Origin of the sequence: Mesorhizobium sp. M1A.F.Ca.IN.020.06.1.1 (genome assembly GCF_004023265.1) — a bacterium.
GTDB lineage: Bacteria > Pseudomonadota > Alphaproteobacteria > Rhizobiales > Rhizobiaceae > Mesorhizobium.
Genome location: NZ_RZSR01000352.1, coordinates 1 through 5,448, shown reverse-complemented (window position 1 = coordinate 5,448; position 5,448 = coordinate 1). Strand labels below are relative to the sequence as shown.

At 63.1% G+C, this 5,448-nt stretch carries 4 protein-coding genes and 1 tRNA gene; 3 read left to right on the top strand and 2 right to left on the bottom strand.

All coding sequences use genetic code 11. The features are described from left to right. A partial coding sequence (locus tag EOA60_RS16765; protein WP_164899356.1) for a glycosyltransferase family A protein occupies positions 1-680 on the bottom strand: 680 nt, incomplete at its 3' end. 245 nt (positions 681-925) lie between these two features. Here EOA60_RS16765 and EOA60_RS16760 point away from each other — a divergent pair. After that, positions 926-2,020, top strand: coding sequence for a branched-chain amino acid ABC transporter substrate-binding protein (locus EOA60_RS16760; protein WP_128311622.1), 1,095 nt, complete (start codon positions 926-928; stop codon positions 2,018-2,020). An 80-nt stretch (positions 2,021-2,100) separates the two neighbouring features. Further along, a complete protein-coding gene (locus EOA60_RS16755; RefSeq protein ID WP_128311624.1) occupies positions 2,101-4,566 on the top strand; it encodes an adenylate/guanylate cyclase domain-containing protein in 2,466 nt (821 codons plus the stop codon). Between the two features lie 86 nt (positions 4,567-4,652). Here EOA60_RS16755 and EOA60_RS16750 read toward each other — a convergent pair. Further along, a tRNA-Met gene (locus EOA60_RS16750) sits at positions 4,653-4,729 on the bottom strand. 230 nt (positions 4,730-4,959) lie between these two features. On the opposite strand from EOA60_RS16750, the gene EOA60_RS16745 reads away from it, so the two are divergent. Further along, positions 4,960-5,448 (top strand): Gfo/Idh/MocA family oxidoreductase (locus tag EOA60_RS16745; protein ID WP_164899355.1); only part of this gene is annotated, 489 nt, incomplete at its 3' end.

Genomic DNA, 5,448 nt, shown 5'->3' with positions numbered 1-5,448 from the left:
ATCACGATTGCCGCATCTGCCAACATCTGCGTCGAATTGCGGGAGAGCGAGTTGGGGCTGACCCGATGGAAAGCGAGAGGCTCGTCGACCATCACCCAACGTTTGCCCAGACGTGCGAGGCGCTGCCACAGGTCCCAGTCCTCGCAGGTGCGCAGCGACACATCGAAACCGCCCAACTCGACAATTGTCTTCCGATCGACCAGCAGCGCGTGAGTGCGGATGGCGCACCGGCGCGCGAAAGTTTCGAAGGGCTCGATCCCAACCTCTGTTGAGATGCTCGACGGGGTCAACTCGCCGTCGGGCATCACGCGCCGAGAACCGCAATAGGCGGCCACCGCATCGGGAGCGGTTTTCAGAGCGGCCAGCATTTTCGCAAGGAAGCTGGCATCCACCCAATCGTCCGCATCCAGAAACATGAGCCATTGGCCGCGCGCTGTCGAAATCCCGCTGTTGCGCGCGCCGGCGGCGCTGCGCGCGCAAGAGCTCAATGTGCGAAATCGGGCATCGCGCTCAACATAACCGGCGATGATCGCGGGGGTGCGATCCGTGGAGGAGTCATCGACGATGATCGCCTCCCAATCCGCTATATCCTGATCGAGAAGGCAATCGAGTGCGCGCGCCAGCGTTGCCTCGGCGTTGTGCGCAGGAACCACGATTGAAACCAGAGGATTATGCGCCACGCCGTCTTACCCGCGCCTGCTTCGAACGTAGAACAAAAGTCCCAAACCATAGCCCGCGATTTCCTGCAGGCAAACAAGACTTGAAAACAGGCTTGAATGGAGAGCGCTCATGCCCGACGGTTTAGAATTAGGCCCGTGCGCCGGGGCGGTGTTTTCGCGTCACATCCGAGGCACTCGCGCTTACCGAAGGGGCTGTCGGGTGTGACTGGATTAGCGTAAGCTACTGTTCACAGGGGGTGCAAAACATGCACCGTGTCATCGCCCTAGCGATCCTAGTTCTGGCGGCTGTGTTCAGTTCCGCGAGGGCTGAAGTGCTGATCGGGGTCTCGTCTGCGATGACAGGGCGGCTTGCCTGGATCGGCGAGCAGGGGCAACGCGGCGCGGAGAGGGCGGTGGCCGACCTCAACGCGGCGGGTGGCGTGCTCGGCCAGAAGGTGAGGCTGATCTCGGTCGACGATTTCTGCGATCCCGAGCAGGCGGTCGCGGCCGCCCAGAAGCTGGTGGCCGACGGGGTGGTGCTCGTCGTCGGGCATTATTGCTCTGGAGCCTCGATCCCCGCATCAAAAGTGTATGAGGCGGCGGGCGTCGTGCAAATATCCCCAGGCTCGACCAATCCGCAGCTGACCGAACACGGCCGTGGCAATGTCTTCCGCACCATTGGCCGCGACGACGCGCAGGGTTTCATCGCCGGCAACTACCTTGCCGATCACTGGGGCGACAAGAAGATCGCAATCCTTCACGACAATTCGACCTATGGGAAGGGTCTCGCCGACGAGACCAGGAAGCAGCTGAACAAACGGGGCGTGACTGAAGCTTTTTACGACGCATACAGGCCTGGGAAGGACGACTATTCAGCCGGGGTCGCTGCGTTGCAATCCGCCGGCATTTCGGCCTTGTATGTGGGCGGGTATCATGCCGACGTTGCGCTGATCGCTCGCGCTGCAGGCGACCGGGACTACACGCTTCAGCTCATATCCGGAGATGCTTTGGCTACCGAGGAATTCGCCCTGATCGCAGGCTCAGCGGCGGAGGGGACCCTGTTCACCTTCCCGGCGGACCCGCGGCGAAATGCCGGCGCGGCCGCGATCGTGGAGCAGTTCCGTGCGGACAACTTCGAGCCCGCGGGCTATACGCTGTTGAGCTACTGCGCGGTGCAGGTCTGGGCCCAGGCGGTGGCGAAGGCAGGTTCGCTGGCGCCAAAGGCGGTCATAGCGGCACTGCGCGAACAGCAATTCGACACCGTCATTGGCAGGGTCGATTTCGACGCCAAGGGCGACCTCACGAGGCAGAGCTGGGTTTGGTACGTCTGGCGGGGCGGGGAGTACGTGCCGGTTGAATAGGGTGCGCCGAACGCCGGCGTGACGCTGAGACGTCTAGTCTGATGCAGACCAGTGTGGCTGGATTGTTCCGACTCCCCACGATGCTTGAACGCCTCGGCATACGCGGTCGGCTGTTGCTCGCCTTTTTCGGGATCAGCGGCCTTGCGGTGCTGGCTACCGCCGCGGCGCTTTATGCTTTCCTCGAAGTCGGCGACGTCGTCGACCGAATTACCAGGGATCGGGTGCCGTCGGCGCTGGCCTCCCTCCAGCTGTCGCGCCAGGCCGAACGGGTCGCCGCTGCCGCGCCATCGGTGCTGGCGGCGACAAGCAGGGCTCAGCACAGCAAGGTCTCGGCGGCCGTCGCGCTCGAGATGTCCCGCCTCGAGGCCCTGCGTACGGATCTCAGAGATGCTACGCTGGGCACAGTGCCTTTAGCTGAGATCGAGGAAGCTGCGGTTGTTTTGAGGCGCAACCTGAAGGAGCTCGACTCTCTTGTTGTCGCCCGCCTCGATGTGGTCGCCCGAAAGGAGGAGCTTCTGAACCGCCTCGCCGCGACGACGACCGGCAGCCAACGCCTTCTGGCCACCGGCATCGTGGTGATGGATTCCAGGCTCCCGCAATGGCGGGCGGTCGCGGCCGATACGTCGCTGTCGCCCGATCGACGCGCAGCGGCAATGGCCGACATGGTCCATGCGATTGCGGCTTACATCCCCCAGCAGAAGGCGCTGCTGGAGATCTCGGCAGTCAACGACGCGCTGGTGAAGGCCGCGACCGCGCCGACGCGAGGCGATCTGGCGTTGATCCTGTTTCCGCTGCACCGCTCGCTCGCCGCTCTGGAAACGGCTTCCTCGGAGATCGACGAAAAGCTGCAAACCCGTTTTCGGCAGCGGGTGGACGAGTTCGAGGTACTCACCGATGGTGAGAGCAGCATCCCGAAGGCACGGGAGGAGGAGCTTGCGGTCCTCTCGCAGGGCGAAAAGCTTCTGGCTGAAAACAATCGGCTGTCGCGCAGTCTGACCGCAGCCGTCGACCGTCTTGTCGCCGCAGCGGACCGCGAGATCGCTGCCTCCGGTCGCGAAGCCGCGCTCGTCCAGCGCTACGGCACCGGAGTTGTCCTCGGCTCTGCGTTTCTCAGCCTGTTGAGCTCGGTTCTGGTCGTCTGGCTCTATGTCGACCGCAGCCTACTCGCCCGTCTGGGAGCGGTGAGTCAGGGCATGCTCGCGATCGCGGGCGGCGACCTTCGTGCGCCGCTGCCGGCGGCGGGCAGCGACGAAATCGGGCGCATGGCCGAGGCGCTGAGCCTCTTCCGGGATACCGCTGTCGAGGTCGAGGAAAAGAACCTGCGCGACGTTGCAGAAGCGCGTCAGCGGCTGGTCGATGCCATCGAAAGCATTTCCGAAGGTTTCGCTCTCTATGACAAAGAGGACTGGCTTGTCCTTAGCAACAGCCGCTACCGCGAACTGCTATACGCCGGTCTGGAGGCAGAGCTAACCCCCGGCATGGCATTCGAGGAGATCATTCGCCGATCCGCGGAGCGTGGCTACATCAGGGATGCCGAGGGTCGGGTCGATGAGTGGGTCGCGGAGCGCCTATGGCGGCACCGTAACCCCGGCGAACCGTGGGTGCAGCGGCGGGGCGACGGACGATGGATCATGATAAACGAGCGGCGGATCAGCGCCGGCGGCACGGTCGCCGTCTATTCGGACATCACCGAGCTGAAGCAAAGGGAGGAGAACCTCGCCGAGAAGTCCGCTGCCCTGGAAGCGCTTTCCAGCAAGCTGGCGAAATATCTGGCGCCCCAAGTGTACAGCTCGATATTCACCGGCCGCCAAGACGTTAGAATCGCCAGCCAGCGTAAGAAGCTGACCATATGCTTCTCCGATATCGCCGGCTTTACCGAGACCACCGACAAGATGGAATCCGAGGATCTCACCCAGCTCCTCAATCACTACCTGACGGAAATGTCGAAAATCGCGTTGGATCATGGTGCCACGATCGACAAGTACGTCGGCGACGCGATCCTGATGTTTTTCGGCGACCCTGAGACGCGCGGCGTCAAGCAGGACGCGCTGGCTTGCGTGCAGATGGCGCTTGCCATGCAAAAGCGGATCAGCGAGCTTACGGAGGTCTGGCGGGACATGGGGATCGAAACACCGCTGCGCTGCCGCATCGGCATCCATACCGACTACTGCACCGTCGGTAACTTCGGCAGCGAGGACCGGATGGATTACACGATAATCGGCGGCGCCGTGAATCTCGCCTCGCGCCTGGAACAAGAGGCGGCTCCGGGGACCATCCTCATTTCCTACGAGACGTTTGCGCAAGTGAAGGACACGATCGATTGTGAGGAGATGGGGCACGTCCAGGTCAAGGGCATCGCCTATCCGGTCGCTACCTACCGCGTCATCAAGGCCAATCTAGCGGGCGCCTGTCGCGTTGTTCGAACCGAGCTGCCGCACTTCAGGCTGGAACTTGAACCGGGGCTGATGTCCGCCGATGAGCGTGGCGGTGCCGCCACTGCGCTTCGAGACGCGCTGGACCGGCTTTCCCACAAGCCCGGGCAGTAGGAGCTGGGTGCCGCGCCTGCCGGCAAATCACCGAACCGGGTCCGAGCAAGTCACGAACGATGTATTCGGGTCGGACAGGTGTGAGATGGTAGCGGAGGAGGGACTTGAACCCCCGACCCCAGGATTATGATTCCCGTGCTCTAACCAACTGAGCTACTCCGCCAGGAGCGGCGAAGAGGCTCGAAGAACCACACCGGTCGTGGGCAATTCGAGGCGTTCGCCAAGGTCGCGCGGATATAAGGTTGGCAGGGCAAAGCTGTCAAGCCGCACGCATCAGCATAATCTCATCCCGGAAAAGCCTTGCCGGGCAGACGCTGAAGCGCATGCAATCGGGGTTGAGTTCGACGGGGCACGTCGCTATGTCTCGGCCACGAAATTCTAGAGTTTGAACGAATGAAGCCGCGCATCGCCGTCCTCGGTTGCGGATACTGGGGCAGCAACCACATCCGCACCCTCAAGGCGCTTGGCGTGCTCCATGCCGTTTCCGACGTCAACCGTGCCCGCGCCGAAGGCTTTGCCAGCGAGCAGGACTGCCTGGCGATCGGGCCGGACGAGTTGTTCGAGCGCGCCGATGTCGACGCCATTGTCATGGCGCTGCCGCCGCAATTCCATGCCGACATGGCGCTGCGCGCCATCGAGGGCGGCAAGGACGTGCTGGTGGAAAAGCCGATCGCGCTGACGGTCGCGGACGCCGAGCGTTCGGTGCAGGCGGCCAGGAACAATGGCCGCGTCTTCATGGTGGGCCACGTGCTGCGCTTCCACCCCGCCTTCGAGACGCTGAAGGCGTTGATCGACAATGGCGAGCTCGGCGAGGTGCGCTACATCCACTCGCACCGGCTCGGCCTCGGCAAGTTTCACACCGAGAACGACGCGCTCTGGGAC